The organism is Novacetimonas hansenii (assembly GCF_014843995.1).
GTDB classification, from domain to species: domain Bacteria; phylum Pseudomonadota; class Alphaproteobacteria; order Acetobacterales; family Acetobacteraceae; genus Novacetimonas; species Novacetimonas hansenii.
The window spans coordinates 788,352-806,002 of record NZ_CP062147.1 but is presented as its reverse complement, the minus strand read 5'-3'; the positions used below and the strand labels follow the sequence as shown (position 1 = coordinate 806,002).

The 17,651-nt window shown below is 62.2% G+C and carries 13 protein-coding genes; 5 read left to right on the top strand and 8 right to left on the bottom strand.

The window, feature by feature from the left end:
* The first annotated feature begins 63 nt into the window (after positions 1–63).
* Together IFJ82_RS03425 and IFJ82_RS03420 are read left to right on the top strand one after the other, a co-directional pair.
* Entirely contained in the window at positions 64–1,284 is a 1,221-nt protein-coding gene (locus IFJ82_RS03425; RefSeq protein WP_040512865.1) for a Tm-1-like ATP-binding domain-containing protein, read from the top strand.
* Positions 1,284–2,114 carry a phosphoenolpyruvate hydrolase family protein gene (locus tag IFJ82_RS03420; RefSeq protein ID WP_062809457.1) on the top strand — a complete coding sequence of 277 codons (831 nt, stop codon included), beginning with the start codon at positions 1,284–1,286 and terminating at the stop codon, positions 2,112–2,114. The genes IFJ82_RS03425 and IFJ82_RS03420 overlap by 1 nt, the downstream gene beginning before the upstream one ends.
* A 306-nt stretch (positions 2,115–2,420) precedes the next feature.
* Here IFJ82_RS03420 and IFJ82_RS03415 read toward each other — a convergent pair whose 3' ends face one another.
* On the bottom strand, positions 2,421–3,308 hold the full coding sequence (locus IFJ82_RS03415) for a helix-turn-helix domain-containing protein (RefSeq protein ID WP_075596379.1): 888 nt from the start codon (positions 3,306–3,308) through the stop codon (positions 2,421–2,423).
* Positions 3,309–3,450: 142 nt separating this feature from the next.
* Here IFJ82_RS03415 and IFJ82_RS03410 point away from each other — a divergent pair, with 142 nt between their 5' ends.
* Positions 3,451–4,395, top strand: a complete 945-nt coding sequence (locus tag IFJ82_RS03410; RefSeq protein ID WP_003621916.1) for a phytanoyl-CoA dioxygenase family protein — start codon at positions 3,451–3,453, stop codon at positions 4,393–4,395.
* Between the two features lie 51 nt (positions 4,396–4,446).
* Here the strand turns inward: IFJ82_RS03410 and IFJ82_RS03405 are convergent, their stop codons facing one another.
* The 3 genes from IFJ82_RS03405 to IFJ82_RS03395 form a co-directional block, all read right to left on the bottom strand.
* Positions 4,447–5,724, bottom strand: a complete 1,278-nt coding sequence (locus IFJ82_RS03405) for an outer membrane beta-barrel protein (RefSeq protein WP_048858802.1) — start codon at positions 5,722–5,724, stop codon at positions 4,447–4,449.
* Between the two features lie 301 nt (positions 5,725–6,025).
* Entirely contained in the window at positions 6,026–7,348 is a 1,323-nt protein-coding gene (locus IFJ82_RS03400; RefSeq protein WP_275394566.1) for an ammonium transporter, read from the bottom strand.
* A 56-nt stretch (positions 7,349–7,404) separates the two neighbouring features.
* Positions 7,405–7,743, bottom strand: a complete 339-nt coding sequence (locus tag IFJ82_RS03395; protein WP_003621910.1) for a P-II family nitrogen regulator — start codon at positions 7,741–7,743, stop codon at positions 7,405–7,407.
* 390 nt (positions 7,744–8,133) lie between these two features.
* Between IFJ82_RS03395 and IFJ82_RS03390 the strand changes: the two genes are divergently transcribed.
* Positions 8,134–9,525 (top strand): chloride channel protein, encoded by a 1,392-nt coding sequence (locus tag IFJ82_RS03390; protein WP_225578761.1) that lies wholly within the window; start codon positions 8,134–8,136, stop codon positions 9,523–9,525.
* 350 nt (positions 9,526–9,875) lie between these two features.
* Here the strand turns inward: IFJ82_RS03390 and IFJ82_RS03385 are convergent, their stop codons facing one another.
* From IFJ82_RS03385 to IFJ82_RS03370, 4 genes are all read right to left on the bottom strand, one after another.
* Positions 9,876–10,343: a hypothetical protein gene (locus IFJ82_RS03385; protein ID WP_040511072.1), complete on the bottom strand. Its 468-nt coding sequence runs from the start codon at positions 10,341–10,343 to the stop codon at positions 9,876–9,878.
* 5 nt (positions 10,344–10,348) lie between these two features.
* Positions 10,349–12,067 carry a putative bifunctional diguanylate cyclase/phosphodiesterase gene (locus IFJ82_RS03380; RefSeq protein WP_075632725.1) on the bottom strand — a complete coding sequence of 573 codons (1,719 nt, stop codon included), beginning with the start codon at positions 12,065–12,067 and terminating at the stop codon, positions 10,349–10,351.
* A 105-nt stretch (positions 12,068–12,172) separates the two neighbouring features.
* On the bottom strand, positions 12,173–14,470 hold the full coding sequence (locus IFJ82_RS03375) for an EAL domain-containing protein (protein ID WP_371861402.1): 2,298 nt from the start codon (positions 14,468–14,470) through the stop codon (positions 12,173–12,175).
* Positions 14,471–14,742: 272 nt separating this feature from the next.
* Positions 14,743–15,852 carry a lysophospholipid acyltransferase family protein gene (locus IFJ82_RS03370; RefSeq protein WP_062809461.1) on the bottom strand — a complete coding sequence of 370 codons (1,110 nt, stop codon included), beginning with the start codon at positions 15,850–15,852 and terminating at the stop codon, positions 14,743–14,745.
* A gap of 467 nt (positions 15,853–16,319) precedes the next feature.
* Between IFJ82_RS03370 and IFJ82_RS03365 the strand changes: the two genes are divergently transcribed.
* Positions 16,320–17,585, top strand: a complete 1,266-nt coding sequence (locus IFJ82_RS03365) for an ABC transporter substrate-binding protein (protein ID WP_192265615.1) — start codon at positions 16,320–16,322, stop codon at positions 17,583–17,585.
* Positions 17,586–17,651: the final 66 nt, after the last annotated feature.

Genomic DNA, 17,651 nt, shown 5'->3' with positions numbered 1-17,651 from the left:
ACGGGGCTTGCACCCACAGGCCCCGGACGCAGACTCTGCCCCCCGGTGCAGGAAGGGGACAGTATCGTGGGACGCATATACATAATCGGCACATGCGACACCAAGGCCGTGGAACTGCGTTATGTACACGACCTCATCACCGGGCAGGGCGTGCCCGCCGTGATCGTGGATGTCAGCACAGCCCTGCGCGCCCCTGGACCCGACAGCGCCGATACGATCCCCCCCACCGCCATCGCCGCCGCGCACCCTGACGGGACAGAGGCCGTCTTTACCCGCCGGCGCGGGTCCTCCATCGCCGCGATGGCGACCGCGCTGCGCCATTTCCTGTGTGCGCGCAACGATATCTCCGGCGTGCTGGGAATCGGCGGGTCGGGGGGGACTGCACTGATCGCCCCCGCCCTGCAGGCCCTGCCGCTTGGCCTGCCGAAAATGATGGTGTCCACTGTCGCATCCGGCAATGTCGCCGCGTATGTCGGTGGCTCGGACATCGCCATGGTCTATTCCGTGACGGATATGGAGGGGCTGAACCGCCTGTCGCGCCGCATCCTGGCCAACGCCGCCAACGCAATGGCGGGCATGGCCAGCCATCTGCCCCCGGCACAGCACGACCCCCGCCCGGCGGTCGGCCTGACGATGTTCGGCGTCACCACGCCATGTGTGGAACGTATCGTCAGCAACCTTGACGACACCTTCGACTGCATGGTGTTCCACGCCACCGGCACCGGGGGGCGGGCCATGGAACGCATGGCCGATTCCGGGCAGCTTGCAGGCATCATCGACGTCACTACCACGGAAATCTGCGATTATCTGTCTGGCGGGATATTCCCGTGCGATGGGGACCGGCTGGGTGCCGCAATCCGCACCGGCGTCCCCTATGTCGGCAGTTGCGGTGCGCTGGACATGGTCAATTTCGGCGCGCCTGACACCGTGCCTGCGCATTACCGCAACCGCCGCCTGCTTGAACATAATCCGCAGATCACGTTGATGCGTACGTCCGTCGACGAATGCCAGGCCATTGGGGAATGGATTGGCGACCGGCTGAACCAATGCCGGGGGGAGGTGCGGTTTTTCCTGCCCGAAGGTGGTTTTTCCATGCTGGACCGCATGGGGGAACCATTTTACGACCCACAGGCGGACCAGGCCCTGTTCGAGGCCCTGGAACGCACGGTGGAACAGACGCCCCGCCGCCGGTTGATCCCGCTGCCTTATGGGGTGAATGACGCGGCGTTTGCCGATACACTCGCGGTTACGTTCCGCAGCCTCTTTAACGGAGAAAACACCTGATGCCTTCGATTCCACGCGCAGAAATACTGGCGAAATTCCGCAAGATGATCGCCGATAAACATCCTATCATCGGTGGTGGCGCCGGCACCGGCCTGTCCGCCAAGTGCGAGGCGGCGGGCGGGATCGACCTGATCGTGATCTATAATTCCGGCCGTTACCGCATGGCGGGTCGCGGGTCGCTGGCGGGGGTGCTGGCCTATGGCAATGCGAACCAGATCGTCATGGACATGGCGCGCGAGGTCCTGCCGGTGGTGCCGCACACCCCGGTGCTGGCGGGTGTGTGCGGCACCGACCCGTTTGTCGATTTCGACGTGTTCCTTGATGATGTGAAACGGGTTGGATTTTCCGGCATCCAGAACTTTCCCACCGTGGGGCTGATTGATGGGAATTTCCGCCGCAACCTCGAAGAAACCGGCATGAGCTATGCGCTGGAGGTCGATGTCGTCGCCCGCGCGCACAAAAAGGACCTGCTGACGACCCCCTATGTCTTTGACGCCGAACAGGCGCGCGACATGACAAAGGCCGGGGCCGACGTTCTGGTTGCCCATATGGGCCTGACTTCTGGCGGGGCCATCGGCGCGGGCACGACCATGACGCTGGAACAGTCGATCACCCTGATTAACGAGATTTCAGAGGCCGCGCGTTCCATCCGTCCCGACGTCATGCTGCTGTGTCATGGCGGCCCGATCGCAATGCCCGACGATGCGCAAAAGGTGCTGGACAACTGCCCCGACTGCCACGGTTTTTATGGCGCATCGAGCATGGAGCGCCTGCCGGTGGAGGTCGCATTGACCGAACAGACACGCCGCTTCAAGGCGATGAAACGCTAAACCCGCACCCAGCATAAGAGGCTGCCTGAAACATCAGGATCAATAACGTCCTGAAACCATAAAGGTTTTTGGTGAAGCTTTTTCCAAAAAGCTTCGAAAGACGCTGCCTTTAAAAAAAAGGCAGCACCCAAAAACTTTTCTTTTTTATCACTGATGTGTTTTCAAACACCCTGCTACGCAACACCCCGCCGGGGACGATGTAACCGGCAGGGCCTGCAACCGGGTGGCACACGAAACCCCTGTGGGGATGCTTTTTTCAAAAAGCGTCCTGCCCCTTTCGCGCGCCATCCGGCCTATGCCGGTCAATCAGGGTGTTTTCAGACCGTCCCCCACCACATCGCGCGGGGCAAACATGCGGCGATAGGCACGCGGCGTCATGCCCCGCAGAGCCCTGAACTGCCGGTTGAAATTGGCAAGCGAAGGATAGCCCACAGCCTCTGCGATCAGGCCGATGGGCTGCATTGTGGTGGACAGGCGCGAACAGGCCTCCCCGATCCGCAATCCCGCGACATAACGGGTGATGCTGGTCTGTGTGTGGCGTGCAAACATGCGGTGCAGGCCAGAGACGCTGAGCGCCGCAATCCCGGCAAGTTCGGCCATACGGAGCGGTTCGGCATAATGCCGGTGCAGGTGGGCCAGCACACGGTCCAGCCGCGAACGCCCTCCTTGCACCACCTGCGGCACGGCGCGCGACAGGGGGCGGGCGGTTGCATCCCCCGCCAGCCGCATCAGGATGGAAAGCAGCCCATGCAGCCGTTGCAGTGGCGGCAGGCCGAACATGTCCTGAAAATCCGCCATAAGGGCCAGTCCCGTTTCCGGCGCGAAGGCAAGCCCCGCCTGCGCACGTTCCAGCAGGTCACGCACCGGGCGCAGTTCGACCGTCCCATCGGTCATGCCCGCGATCCACGCCCCACGGAACCAGAAGACAAGGGCGACATGCGGCGCATCGGCCAGCAGTTTCGCGCGTGATGCCCATGTATGGGGCAGGTTCGGCCCAATCAGGACAAGGTCCGCATGCCCGTACGTGCCAACATGGTCGCCCACGAAACGCTGCCCGCGTGAATTCAGCGTCAGGGTCAGTTCATATTCCGGGTGATGGTGCCACTGAAAGGGAATGGCGTCATCCAGCCGCCGGTCACGCAGGCTCCATGACGCGGTATCCGATACCGGCAGATGTTCCAGATAGGCGCGCATCCAGCCCCCTTCAGGCAACAGACGCCATAATAGTATCAAAATACGCCCATGCGGCACAACATGAACCGGCACGGCGGGATAACCTACCGCTTCTCCCCCGGTAACATTGGGTCATATGGGGGCACGCAGATGGGGACAATGGATGCCGCAGAGACCGCCAGACAGACGCCACAGCCATCCCACGGCCACCGCGACGACGCAGTTGCGGGATATTCGCAAGACCCTGCCGTTACGTGTCCTGTCACAGGCCGATTGGGAACACTGGACATGCCGGGGATATGTCATCGTCCGACAGGCCGTGCCTGCCGCCAATGTGGAACGGCTGGTCGATCTGCTGTGGCGGTTTGATGACAAGGATCCTGATGACCCGTCAACATGGTACGCGCCACAACGGCGTGCGCATAAAATGCGCGAACTCGACAATACCGGGATGCTTGAACTCTATAACCATCAGTTCCTGTGGGACAACCGGATGGAACGCCGCATCCATGACACGTTCGTGGATATCTGGGACCGCGAGGATTTGTGGGTGACAATCGACCGCGCCAACCTCAACCCACCCGTGCGCGACCGGGGCAATGGCAATCGTGACGGGTTCATCCACTGGGACGTCGATACGTCGCTGCGTCCGTTGCCCATTGGCGTACAGGGGGTGCTGAGCCTTGGGACACAGGGCGGCGACACCGGCGGGTTCCAGTGCGTGCCCTCCCTGTTCGAACATTTCGCGGACTGGGTCAGGACACAACCCGCGGACCGCGACCCGATGCACCCGGACATGACGGGACTCAATGTGGTCAATATCGACATGGACGCGGGCGACCTGCTGGTCTTCAACTCCCTGCTGGCCCATGGCGTGCGGCCCAACCATTCGGAACGCCGCGTGCGCATGGCGCAATATATCTCCATGCATCCGGCACAATGGGATAACGAAGCCGAACGGCGCGAACGTATCCGGCTGTGGCGCGAACGCGACCATCCCCGGCGCGACGCCTTCCCCGGCGACCCGCGTGAATGGGAACGGCATAATGCCACGACCGCCCGCCTGACGCCGCTGGGTGAAAAACTGCTGGGCCTGACGCCCTGGTGACAGGCGATACGCATATCATGCGCATATGCGCCCTGAACGGGCCGCCGGGCTTCAGAACCCGATCACCGCGTCACCGCCAAAGGTGAACATGCCGTTGTTGCGCCCGCCATTAAACGGTGTCGTGCCATTGAGCGAGCGGTCGAAACGGATTTCGGGGCGCAGCATGAACACCCGCACATGGTGGCCAAGATCGGGTTTGTACGTCACACCCAGCGTCATTTCACCATAGGTCGTGCCATGTCCCGTCGGGCCGGGCATCAGCGCATCGGCAGGCGTCGTGCGGCCGGAAATCCCATCCATATAGGCATTGTTGCCAATGAAGGTCGAAACCATAAGGTTGTTATTGTCGCGATAGATTTCACCACGATAGTTGAAGGTCAGGACCTTGTTGATCCTGTAGCTGAGGAAGCTGACGAAGCTTTCGGCATCGGCGGCCTTGAAATTGCCATTCGCACGGATGCCATTCAGCCCCTGATCATGGATATAATTGAACTCCGCCGTCAGGGTCAGGCGGTCATTCACGGCATAGACGGCGTTTATGTCGTTCCAGAAACGTTCGGCATGATTGGCCTCATACGCCCCGCCGGCAGAAGAATAGCGCGAGTTCTCCGGCCCCACACGGCTGAGTTCAATAATATTGAGCTTCCCATGCGCAAGGTTGTTCAGGTTGAACCCGAAATACCCTGCGGGGGCGTTATTGTTGTCGGATCGGCCAAACGATGTCTGGTTGCCGGTATCGATCCCGAACGTCACATCCAGCATGTCAGTGACATGCCAGTTGAACATCGCGCCGATATGCTGAAAGGGAACGGAATATTCAGACGTATAGGCAATCGTGTAAAAGGGCCGCGTCGTGGGGTCCAGCGTCTCCACCCCCATCGGGGCCTGCAGGATGCCGGCATGCATGTCCAACCCGCCCTTCGTCGCCCATGGCAGGTGAACATCGGCATGGGCCTGGGCCGGGATCAACTGGTACCGCGCGTTCCATTCATGCGCGCTGACGCCAAGGAGCTGGTAATAACGCGCATCCGAACCATACATCCCCTCCAGCGTGAATCCGACCTGATAACCACCACGCGACGGGTCGATGGCTTTTTGCAAGGTGAACTCCGCCTGATTAAGCTGCACCTGATTGGCATGGTCGGCAAAAAAGTCGCCAAAGTTGTAGCCGGGCTGCGGACGGGCGGGATTGGCCATGATGCCGCCTTCGACCTGCCCCGTCAGGGTCACGCCCGACAGCCAGCGCGCGAACGGGGAATCGCTTTTTTCCATGCTCTTGAACACGGACACCTGCGCATGGGCATGATGCGCATCAAGCAACAGCCCCATGCCCAGCGCCACGATACATCCGATGCCCGTGCGCAACGCCCGCGCGCCCATCCCCGCCTTTTGCATAAGCTGCCCCCGCCGCTTTCTTAGTTATAGATCCTGATTAGCAGTTTCGGTTTTATCCACACACCGTAACACTCCGACATCCGTAACATTCGGCAAGGTGTGTGTCAAAATCATCACATACCACATTGCGAATGTGCAACATTCCGGAGCCGGAATCAGAACAGGGGCAAAGACACAAAAAAGGCGGGGACATGCCCCGCCTTCCGTACTCCCATGTCACACGACATGCACCGGGTCAGGAATTGATGCGCTCCCCATGCAGCGCCATATCCAGCCCTTCCATTTCCTCATCCGGGCTGACACGCAGGCCGATCGTCAGGTCCACCAGCTTGAGGATCACGAACGTCACGACCGCACACCATACGATGGTAACACCCACGGATTCCGCCTGTGCCAGGAACTGTGCAAACGAACCGCTGACGCCGTCGGGGCTGGCATCCGTGGCCGACAGCGGGCCATAGGCGAACACACCCGTCAGCAACGCGCCGACGATACCGCCGATGCCATGCACGCCAAACGCATCAAGGCTGTCGTCATATCCCATCATGTGCTTCAGGCCGGTTGCCCCCCAGAAGCACACGACACCGGCGATCAGCCCGATGGCCAGCGCACCGCCCGGCAGGACAAAGCCCGCGGCAGGGGTAATCGCCACCAGGCCACCCACCGCACCGGAAATGATGCCCAGCACCGTCGGCTTGCCGGTCTTAACCCATTCGGCGCACATCCACGCCACCCCCGCGGCGGCGGCGGCGATCTGGGTCGTGGCCATTGCCATGCCCGCACGCCCGTTCGCCCCACCGGCGGACCCGGCATTGAACCCGAACCAGCCCACCCACAGCAGGGACGCGCCGATGATGGCATAGGTCAGGTTGTACGGTGACATGTCATCATGGCCGTACCCCTTGCGCCGCCCGATCACCAGAGCCGCGACCAGACCCGCGATACCGGCATTGATATGCACGACCGTACCACCGGCAAAGTCGATGGCCCCGATTTTCGCCGCGACCCAGCCATCCGGCCCCCAGACCCAGTGCGCGACCGGCACATAGACCAGCAGTGACCACACGATGGTAAAGACACACAGCGCGCTGAACTTCATGCGTTCGGCGAAGGCCCCCGCGATCAGGGCGGGCGTGATGATGGCGAACGTCATCTGGAACGTCATCCACACGCTTTCGGGGATGGTCATGGTCGTGGCGGCGGACGTGCCCGCCGCCATGGTGAACGCCACGTCGGACCCCTTGGAAATCCCGGCCCCCATGCCATTCAGCATCACGCGCGACAGGCCACCGATGAACGCATTACCCGACGTAAAGGTCAGGCTGTACCCCACGACCATCCATACCACCGTCATGATGCAGCAGATGGCGAATGACTGCATCAACGTGGCCAGCACGTTCTTCTTGCGCACCATGCCGGCATAAAACAGGCCAAGGCCCGGAATGGTCATCATCAGCACCAGCGCCGTGCTGATCAGCATCCATGCCGTATCACCGGTATCGATGGCGGGGGGTGGGGGGGGCGCTGCATCGGCGGCCAGGGCGGACGCACCGCCCATCGCCACGGCAAAGGCCGCAACCGGGGCACACCCGCGCAGCCAGACGTTCATCTTGTTCACAGCGCGTTTTCTCCCGTTTCCTGGGTCCTGATCCGCATGGCATTTTCCAGATCGAGGACAAAAATCTTCCCATCGCCAATCTTGCCGGTATTGGCGGCCGCCTGAATCACCTCCATCACGCGGTCGGCCATGTCATCGGGTACGGCGATCTCCAGCTTGATCTTGGGCAGGAACTGGATGTTGTATTCCGCCCCGCGATAGATCTCGGTCTGGCCCTTCTGGCGGCCATATCCCTTGACCTCGGTCGCGGTCAGGGCATCAACGCCGATCGAGGAAAGCGCCTCCCTGACCTCATCAAGCTTGAACGGCTTGATGACCGCAATGACGAATTTCATGTCTATTTCCTTCCCCAACCTGCGTACGCGACAACGCCCGTGGCACGGCCGGGCCTGTACGGCGGCACGTCGCAACGCCCCAATCACATTCCCTGAACGAAATAATCGGTCACTGCGACAGCCCGCATCCCGCCCACGGACCAGCACGAACGCCCTGTACTGCCATATTCCTGACAAGGCCGATCCATGCAAGTAATCATTGCGATTCTGCAAGACCACACGTGTCTTTTCAATCACGCCCCGGAACATGATTGCCACAAAGGACGGCCACAGAGGACGGCCACTGTGGACGGCCATAGTGGGAACATGCCACCCGGCCCCTGCGGGACAGGGTTTTTTCATATCGTCTTTTGCATCCCGCGCGGACATCCTGCATAGAATTGGGCCGCCATGACCCTGCCCCCTTCCCCGTCCGGCGCATCCGCCGCGTCCCACCCCGCCACACCTTCCGCCCCGCCCATACCCACGCCCACGCCCACGCCCACGCCCACGCCCGGCGCGCGCATGGTCCTTGCGGTCATCGCAACCGGCATCATGTCGGGGCTGGGCGGGACGGCGCTGGCGCTGGTGCTGCACACGATCCAGCATCTGGCCTATGGCTATGGGCAGGCAGGGGGGCCACAGAATTTCCTGCAGGGCATCAGCGCCGCGCCACACTGGCGACGGGTTGCGGCACTGTTTGCATGCGGGATGGTCGCGGGCCTTGGCTGGTGGGGGCTGCAACGCGGCGGACGGCCATTGGTCAGCGTAACGGCCGCCGTGGGGCGGGGCGATGTCCCAGGCAGGACCATGCCCGCATTGTCCACCCTTATCCATGTTTTACTACAGATCGTGACCGTCGCCCTTGGCTCCCCCCTGGGGCGGGAGGTCGCGCCACGTGAACTCGGCGCGCTGCTGGCGGCACGCGGGGGGCGGATACTTGGCCTGACGCCGGAGGATGCACGCATCATCATCGCCTGTGGCGCGGGCGCGGGGCTTGCGGCGGTCTATAACGTGCCGCTGGCGGGGACGCTTTTCATCCTCGAAGTATTGCTCAAGGCATTTTCCACCCGCGCGGCGATGGCCGCACTGGGTGCGTGCGGCATTGCCGCCATGATGCCGTGGACCGTACTGGGCGATGTGCAGCAATATGATATCGGCCCCATGCCCCTGACGCCCGCCATCCTGCTATGGGCCATCTGTGCGGCACCGGTCATCGGCATATGCGCCCATGCGATCAAGAGCCTTTGCACACTGGTGCAGAACCGGGCGGCATCCGGGGCGGCGCGCATTGCCTGGTGCGTTGCGGTCTTTACGGGTATCGGCCTGCTGTCCTGCCTGTTTCCACAACTGCCGGGCAATGGGCGCGGGCCGACGCAACTTGCCCTGGCGGGACATGTGGGCATGATGCTGGGGCTCGAACTGCTCGGGCTGAAAATCCTTGTCGTCATGGGGGCGTTGCGCGCGGGCGCGGCGGGCGGCCTGCTGACGCCAAGCCTGACCATGGGCGCATTGCTGTCCACCGTACTGGTCGCGGGATGGAACCTTGCCGCCCCCGCCGTGCCGGTGGACGCTGCCGCCCTGATCGGCGGAATGGCCTTCCTTGGCACATTCATGGCCATGCCCATGACGGCACTGGCCCTGGGGATCGAATTCACCCGCGTCGGCCATGACATGTGGTTTCCCATGGCTCTGGCCATGACGTTGTGCGTGGCTGTCGCACATGCCTGCGCGCACCTGACACACCTGCCGGGGCCATTGGTGCGGCCCACCGCACCGGGAAGCGTATCCGCGCGGTCGTGAAGGGGAGGGTTTTCAGGAGGCGGTTTGAAAACAAGAAAAGTTTTTGGGTGCCTTTTTCGATCGAAAAAGGCGGCGTCTTCTGAAGCTTTTTGGAAAAAGCTTCACCAAAAACCTTTATAATTTCAGGATGTTATCGAGTCTGACTTTTCAAACAGTCCCTCAGAAGACGCAGCTTTATTTGAAACAAGGCGCCCCCAAAAACTTTTCTTATTTTCTATCAATGGTTTGGTTTCAAACCGTCCCGAAAAGTTTCTGGCAACGGTTTTTCCCAAATGCTTCGTAAAACGTCACCATTCAGATACTCGCAACACCAGAAACCTTCCTGACCTAAGGTGCCCGGCCTGTACCCTTCACTCCACCAGCGGCGGCAGGTCCAGCGGCGCCAGATCATCCGGCAGGCCCACGATCACGCAGGCCACTGCGGTATCACGGTCAACAACCAGCCGCAGATGCACCGCCCCGCCCGCCGGGTCGAACAGGTCGGAATGCACGATATACCCCGCCCCCAGCGCACGGCCCGCACGTACGTCATCGCCTGCCGCTGCTTCCATCAGGCGCGCGATCGCACGGTCCAGACCCAACATCACCCGTGTGGGCGACAGGCGGCCATCCGGCCCATCCACCGGCCCCGCACCGGTGCAATACCGTTCCAGCAGGCGCACCCATCCCGCCGTGGGGACAAAGGCAGGCAGCACCGCATCATCCCCGTCATGGCGAACATGCATGATGCGTCGCGTATTGGCCCATCCCGCCACATCCACGCGCACAACGGCATCGGTCAACCGCATCGCCCCCACGGGAACATCACCCTGCGTCATGGTGCCTAGGCCGCGATTTCAAAACGCGACGGCAGCTTCAGCAGCGCCTGCGACGACAGGGCGGGGGAAATGAAGAACCCCTGCACCCGGTCGGGCTTCATCATATGCACGATCTCGAACTGGGCGCGCGTCTCCACACCCTCGACCGTCACTTCCAGCCCATAGACCTGCCCCAGCCCGATCAGGCTGGCGAGGACCTCGCGATCGCCGGCATTGTCCACGATGCCCGTAACAAGCGACTGATCGATCTTGAGCTGGTTGAACGGCAGGTCGCGCAGGTGGCGCAACATCGTCTCGCCCTTGCCGAAATTATCCATCGCGATCTGAAAGCCCGCGGCCCCGAGTTCGCGGATATTGTGCATGCTCTGCTCTGCCCGGCGGCCCTGCAACATCGGCTCCGTCACCTCCAGCACGAAATTGGCGGGCGAGAGGCCAAAATCACGCAGCGACTGTTCCAGTTCCATGCGATATTCCGCACGGCCCAGGTCCATGCGCGACATGTTGATCGCAAGCTGGCGCGGGGGCTGGCCCGTGCGGTTCCACATCTCCACATCGCGCTGGAAGGAGGCGATCATCGACGGCCCCATCGCCTGCGTCAGGGTGGAGTCGGTGAAAACATCGGCAAAATCCTCCGCCGCCAGCAGGCCGCGTTCGGGATGGTGCCAGCGCAACAGCGCCTCGATCTGGTCCAACTGACAGGTGTGGCAGTTCAGGATCGGCTGGTAATAAACCTCGAACTGCCCGTTCTTCACACCGCTGCGCGCCTCGATCAGGATCTGGGTGCGCACCTGCGCGCGGTGACGCAGGGCGGATGTGAACATCTGCGCCTGCTTGCCCCCCGCCCGCTTGGCCGCATACAGCGCCATGTCGGCATTTTTCTGCATGTCCTCCACGCTTTCGCGCGCATCGAGGAAGACGGCGCCAATACTGCCGGAAATGCTGACGGTGACGGTTTCGATGTCGATCGGCCGTTCCAGCGCCGCCTGCAGCCGGTCCATGTATTTTTCCAGCGGAACACTGCGCAGCGTCTTGTTCAGCACGATGGCGAATTCATCCCCGCCCAGGCGGCTGATCGGGTCATCGGGGTCCGTCAGTTCCACCAGGCGCGAGGCCACGACACGCAGGACGATATCCCCCGCATGGTGGCCATGGATGTCATTGATCTGCTTGAACCCGTCAAGGTCGAACATCACCAGCGCGCGCGATTGCGGCGGCTCCTTGCTTGACAGGCCCAGAGCCGCGGACAGCGCGGTGTTAAACCCCCCACGATTAAGCAGCGCCGTCAGCGTATCGGTCTCCGCCAGTTCGGACAGCCGCTCTTTCGTCTTCATCAGTTCGGTGATCTCAAAGCGGCTGGCGACATAGCCCTCCACCTCGCCCGTGGGGCTGCATTTGGGGATGATGGTGGTCGCAACCCAATAGATCGTGCCGTCCTTCGCACGGTTACAGATATTGCCCCGCCACGGCTGCCCCGCCTGGATGGTGCGGTACATCTCCTGGAAAAACGCCGCGTCATGATACCCTGAATTCAGCAGGCGATGGGTCGATCCCAGCAATTCCTTCGCAGAATATTTGCTGACCTTGCAGAACTTGTCGTTGACATAGGTAATCACGCCATCACGATCTGTAATGGCGACAATCAGGACATCATCAACCAGATCGGCCCAGAAATCCGCATCCTGGTGAGTAAGGGCGCGCAGCCGATCATCGTGTTGCAATGACATGTTTCCCTCAGACCTGAAAACGGGGGATCAAAAAATTCAAACAACAATCTTCATTCAAAAAATGCACGATCGCCGCCTGCCACGACAGTACGACGACCGGTATCATCATTTCGCGGCCTTGTCCCCGGCGGTGGCGGACGCCACGGTGGGGGCGGCCTTACCCTTGATTGCGGCGGCTTCCTTTGCCGCCTTCTGCATTTCCAGCGCGCCGGGACGGTCGGCGATCGGCGGGACAAAGGTGCCCCGCGCCTTACCTGCGCGATACCATTTCTCCAGCTCATGGGCGGGAAGCGGCTTGGCGAACAGGTAGCCCTGCATCACGTCGCACTTCAGCTCCTCAAGCAAAAGGCGCTGCTGCTCGGTCTCCACCCCTTCGGTCACGACGGTCATGCCAAGGCGCGACCCGATGCCGATCACCGCCATGGTCACGGCCTGTGCGTTGGTATCATGCTCGAAATCATTGATGAAGCTGCGGTCGATCTTGATCTCGCTCAGCGGCAGGCGCGTCAGGCGCGACAGCGAGGAATAGCCCGTGCCGAAATCATCCATCGACAGGCCACAGCCCATGTCGCGGATGGCGTGCAGCACGTCGATCGTGTCGCTGCTGCTGTCCATCATCACGCTTTCGGTGATTTCCACCGTCAGGCGATCAGGCTTCAGGTTGAACTGCCGCAACAGGTTGGAGATATATTCCGGCAAAGCGCGGTTGCGGAAATGCACCGCCGACAGGTTCACCGCAACGGTGGGGACATGCACATCCGCATCGTCCCAATGGCGCATCTGCCGGCAGGCTTCATGCAGGGACCACCGGCCAATGGCCTCGATCTGTCCCGTTTCCTCCGCCACCGCGATAAAGCGCGAGGGGAAGATATTGCCAAGGTGGGGATGATGCCACCGCGACAGGGCCTCCACCCCATACAGGCCGCCGCTCGCGGCTTCGACCTGTGGCTGGTAATGCAGGTTGAGCATCCCCTTGGCCAGCGAGTCCCGCAGCGCGGAGCCAAGGACCAGCCGGTCCTGCGCCACCTGGTTCTTTTCCTGTCCGGCAAAGCGGTAGACGCCACGCCCGTCCGCCTTGGCCTGGCGCATGGCGGAATCCGCGTTGCTAAGCAGGGATTCGCTGTCGGGGCCATTGTCGGGGAAGCTGCTGATACCGACACTGCACGAGATGCTGAGTGTGTTTTCACCCACCTGCATCGGCTTGGCGATGGTGGAAATCAGCAGTTCGGCAAACTTGACGGCCTTGGCCTGCGTGCAGTCGGGCACGATGACGATATATTCGTCCCCGCCCGAACGGCTGATGATATAATCATCTTGCACCAGATCGCGGATGCGCTGTCCGATTTCGACAAGGAACTGGTCCGCATAGACATGGCCCAGCGCATCGTTGATGTCGCGGAAACGGTCGATATCCACCATGAACAGGTAGAACCGGCTGTCGCCTTCGCGCATGATCAGCGCGTCGATGATCTTGTGCAGCGACGAACGGTTGAGCAGGCCGGTCAGGGAATCAAAGTTCGACAGTTGGGAGATATGCTGGCGCGTCGCGTTCTGTTCCACCGCAAGGGCACAGAACGGGATGCAGGCGTCAACGATCCGTTCGGGCCAGCTCTGCGGGGCGTTGGGGTCGCGCGAATACAGCGCAAACAGGCCCGACACCTGGTTGTTATGCGTGCGGATCGGCGCGGAACGGCAATGTTCCAGCCCCAGCGACATCGCGATCGACTGGTAATTATGCCACAGGATATGATTGCTGTAGGACGGTTCGCGCTGGAGGCGGGCAAGGTCGGCGGGTTCGAGCTTCAGCCCCTCCAGCGCGTTGAAATAGCGCTTGGGCAGGCCGGGGGCCGAAAGGATCTGCAGGCGGTTGTCGGAATCAACAAGGATCAGGCACGCGACCGAATTGGGGACGAAACTGTCCACCCGGCGGCACAGCAGGTCCGCCACGTCCTGGATCAGCAGGTCCGCGGCAAGCGCCTGAAGCACGTCATTCTGGAGGATGAGGATCTTGCGCCGCTGGCTTTCCTCCGTCGCGTCCTTCATCACCGCGATGTAATAGGTCTTGTCCGTACCGGGAAGCTGCACCTTGGAGATCGAAAGCTCGCCGCACACATATTCACCATCGGCGCGCGTGAACTCCACCTCGCGCGAGGTGCCGACGATCTTGTTCAGCCCGGTCTTGCGGTTATGGGTGATGAAGCTGTCATGGTCCTTGCGATAATCGAGCGGGACAAGGCAGCTTACATTACGGCCAATCACGTCGGCGCGCGCCAGACCCCACATACGTTCCGCCGCAGGGTTGAAGAAAATGACGCTATTGTGCTCATCAATGATGACGATGGGGTCAATCGCCTGTTCCATGGCAGGCAACAGAATCTCGGCGTTAATCTTGGGCTGACTCACCACGCTCTCCAGCTCGCCCGTGCGGGCGGCCCCACACGTTTCAGGTTTCACATCATCTCGCACGGCCCGAAGGGATGGCCCCATGCCCGCACAGCCAGACGGCTGCGTTTTCAGACCGATATTTCCCGCCATGCGCCATGCATGAACGGACCCACATCATGCCCCACGATATCCGCTGCGCGAATGACGACACATGATATGCCTCAATGTTTACGATGTTTACAATATTTACGCGGTATTATTTTACACTGCGCGGCATGCATGCCGCACATTCAGGGGGTATGAAGATCCTGTGGCAGCAGGCCGCCAAGCGGGCGGCAGGCATATTCGCACGCCGCGGGGTCCTGTTCCGCGTTCTGCCGCAATTCGGCCGCACCCTGTGATACGGCGCGCCAGGCCGCCTGCGCCAGGGCCTTGCGGCTGGGGAAATCATCGGGGTCGAGCGCCGGGTGCAGCATGACAGTCGCCCGCATGGACCGCCATTTCACCAGCTGCCACACATGGGGGCCAAGTTCCATATCCCCATACCATGCAAAGACCGGGCGACGGGCACGGTTGACGGGCACCCCCTCCAGCCGGTCATACACCACGGAAACCGGCTGGATCAGTGGCGTCATCCCCGGCGGGTGCTGGCGCATGGCCTCGGCCTCCGGCGTGTTTTCACGCCCGCGCGGAATGCGGGGCAGCTTTGCAATCGCAAAGAAGGCCGACATGAACGGCAGCACGCGCGACCCGTCCGACGACGTTCCCTCGGGGAACAGTACAAGGTTGTCGCCACCAATCAGGCGATCCATCATTTCATCACGTTCGCGGCCGGTCGTGCTGCGCTGGCGACTGACGAAGATGGTCCGTCCAATGCGCGAGACGAGGCCCATAATGGGCCATTTCTCGATATCGCCCTTGGCCACGAAGTTCGAGGGCAGCACGGTGCCAAGCACCGGCACGTCAAGCCACGATGAATGGTTGGAGACATAGATCACAGGCCGTTCGCCGCGCGCACGGGCACGCGCGCCGCCCACGGACCCGGCCCTGCGCCCGATGACGCGGATATTCATGGACAGCAGGAAGCACAGCCCCCCCCAGACAAAGCGCGTCCAGCGGATTTTCGCCGTGCCGGGCACCAGCAGCAACACCGCCTCGAACCCGACCGACAGCGGCACCCACACCGTAATGGCGGCAAGGCGACCGATCCCGCGCGCGGTGCGTGCGCGTTCACGCCATGGCCCCTGCGGATGGATGCGCAGCGCCGCGATATCCGCGACATCGCGCGACGTCACGGGCGCAAGGGCACGACGCTCCCGCGTGGGGTGCGGCTGGGGCGTGGGTGTGGTGGAGGTATCGCGACGTCGCAGGATGCGGCGCTTAATGAAATCGGCAATCATGCCCTATCCATAGATCGGTGGGACAGACCGCGCCGACTGGCGTCGCGATCACTGTGGCAGGACCGACCCGCGCGGCCTGCACCGCAGTGCGGGTGCGCGCCGGCCTTGTATCGTCCGGCCCTTCGTCGGACGTAGCCCCCACCTCCCGGCGCGTCAAGTACGCCCACCCCCGACCGGGGGCCATGGGACGGGGATGATACTTTGCGTAACGATAAGAGCAGGGCGCAACGAGAAGGGCAGGCAGCGATGGTTCCGTAAAATATTTTTTTGTCACATCCTCCAGATCCCGCATTATCAGGCTGGCATTATCAGGTATGAATGACACGGTTACGCGATCACGCATCGCGGCCCCACACCCTCTTTGGCACGCCCTGCCATGCCGCGGGGCCTCTCGTGCTCCCCTCTTGCCATGTGTGCCCTTTACCCTGCGTGCCCTGCGCCCCCAACCAGCCCAAGGAGTGCCCCTGATGTCCGGATGGTCCGGTTACGGCCTGTTATCCGCCGCCACGGCTGTTCTGCTTGCCACCACGCCCCTTGCCTGCCACACGGCCCGGGCGCGCGATGATGTGCTTAACATCCTGACAAGCTGCGACCACGAGGACCCGGAACTGCTGCGCCCGTTTGAACAGGCAAACGCCGTGCAGGTGCATTTCCGCGACATCGACACCGTCGCGGTCGAATCCGTGATGTCGGTCATCCAGCAGGCGCAGCCCGGTGACTGGGACCTTGTCGCCACGGACGAGGCAGAGTTGATGCCCATGGCGCGCAACGGCATGCTGATGCCACTGGATGCGGCGGATTTCCCCACCACCGGCATTCCCGCCGCCGTGGCCGACCCACAGGCGGGATCGTTCGACGGGCACCTGTATGCCGTGCCGGAAAAATTCGGGTATTTCGCCCTTGCCTTCGATCAGGCGAAGGTATCGGCACAGGCATTGTCCGATATCAACGAAATCTGGAAGCCAGAGTATCAGGGCCGCATCGCGATCTATGATTCCTACCTGCCTGTGATCTCCTACGTCGCGCTGGCGCTGGGCAGGGACCCCGCGCAGCTTGGCGCGGAAGACATCCCCGCATTGCAGGCAAAGCTTGTTGCCCTCAGGGCGAATGCCGCCATCGTGGGCGACATGGCCACGACACAGCAGGCGCTGGCCGATGGGCAGGTGGATATCGTCGTGGGGGGCGGCGCATGGACCACGGCAGGCATCGGCCATGACGGCGCGGTGCAGAAGGGACAGCCCGCCGCCGTACAGGGCGCCAACAGCGATGGCGATGATGCCGATGCCCCGCCCCTGCCGCCCGGCGCGCATCCCCCCGCGCAGGCAGACGCCGCGCCTGTTCCTGCCGCGGCCGCGGCTTCTGTCCCTGCGCAGCAGGCGACGACGCCGGTGCTGTCGGCGCACCCGACCCTGACCTACCTCATTCCCCGGCAGGGCGCGTTGCGGTGGCAGCAGGCGGTGGCGGTGCTTTCATCCTCCCAACGCAAGGACATGGCGCTGCGGTTTGCAAAATACCTGCGCACGCCGCAGGCACAGGCGCACCTTGCCACCTCCTCATGTTACTGGGGGATGCCGGCGGACATGCGCACGCCGCTCGACCCCGCGATCAAAAATGCCCTGCATTGGGAAGACCAGCCGGCACAGATCGCGGCGACACGCATGCTGCCGCAGCTTTCACCCGACATGCGCCACAGGTTGCAGGCCCTGTGGACCAGCGTGATGCAGGCCCCGTAAGACCAGACGCACGGATCATGACGGACAGATCATGGTGGGCGGCAGATCCCCTCCCCCACGATGATC